Annotated in this window: 1 protein-coding gene; it reads left to right on the top strand. The window is 45.4% G+C overall.

What is annotated here, in order from left to right; translation table 11 throughout:
- Nucleotides 1-80: 80 nt before the first annotated feature.
- Nucleotides 81-1,201 (top strand): IS3 family transposase gene (locus WH37_RS33140; RefSeq protein WP_143088774.1). Its coding sequence is split into 2 segments (ribosomal slippage): nucleotides 81-330 and nucleotides 330-1,201, totalling 1,122 coding nucleotides; the frame shifts between segments, so codons are not numbered across the junction.
- Nucleotides 1,202-1,219: the final 18 nt, after the last annotated feature.

Raw genomic sequence — 1,219 nt, forward strand, 5'->3', positions numbered from 1 at the left:
TGGATCGGCTACACTAAGTTGGACAGAAAAAATAAGGGCTTGTAGAATAAACCTATCATGTTAAGGAGCGAATTCCTACAATGCCAAAACAACAACGACGTACCTTTACAACAGAATTCAAAAAACAAATGGTGGGACTCTATGAAAATGGGAAATCCAGAGCAGCCCTTGTGGAGGAATATGGCCTCACAGCCTCAGCTTTAGACCGCTGGATCAAACAAGCTCAGGCGACGGGTTCCTTCAAAGAGAAGGACAATCGCTCATCAGAAGAAAATGAGCTGATCGCTTTGCAAAAAGAGAACCAGCGTCTGAAAATGGAAGTGGATATTTTAAAGCAAGCCGCGCTGATCATGGGACGAAAGTAGCTATCATCCAGAATAATCGGGATAAATACTCGGTATCAGCAATGTGTGACGTCCTACAAATCGCAAGAAGTACATTTTATTATGACGCCCAAGAACGAGCCACTGAAGACGATGTCACCGAAGCTATTGTGGATATCTTTCACAAGAATCGAAAAGCCTACGGCACACGCAAGATCAAAGTGAAGCTCCATGAGCGTGGATTGATCGTCTCCAGACGTCGCATTGGCCGCATCATGAAAGAGCAAGGGCTCGTTTCTACCTACACGGTGGCACAATATAAGCCCCATAAAACGGCATGTAACGAAGCAACGACGGCGAATGTTTTAAAGCGGGAGTTTGAGCAAACGGAAGCTAAACGCTTCGTCGTCAGTGATTTGACGTATGTGAAAGTCCAGGACCGATGGCATTACATTTGTGTGCTGGTGGATCTGTTTAATCGAGAAATCATTGGTCATAGTGCAGGCCCGAACAAGGACACTGCTCTGATTACCCGTGCCTTCGCGACCGTTAAGGGTGATCTACATCAGATTCAATGGTTTCATACCGACCGTGGCGGTGAGTTCAAAAATCAAAAGATGGACGAGCTTCTGGAGACGTTTGAAATCGGTCGATCGCTAAGTATGAAAGGCTGTCCGTACGACAACGCTGTGGCTGAAGCCACCTACAAGATCATGAAAACAGAGTTTGTGAACCAGATGAACTTCCAGAGCCTTCGTCACTTGGAACTCGAACTATACGATTACGTCAACTGGTTCAACAAGCATCGCATCCATGGAACCTTAGACTATATGACGCCTGTTCAGTATCGCCAAGAAGCCCTTAAAAAAGTTGTCTGATTTACTGTTGACAATCCA

Origin of the sequence: Paenibacillus algorifonticola, assembly GCF_000971975.1 — a bacterium.
Lineage (GTDB): Bacteria > Bacillota > Bacilli > Paenibacillales > Paenibacillaceae > Pristimantibacillus > Pristimantibacillus algorifonticola.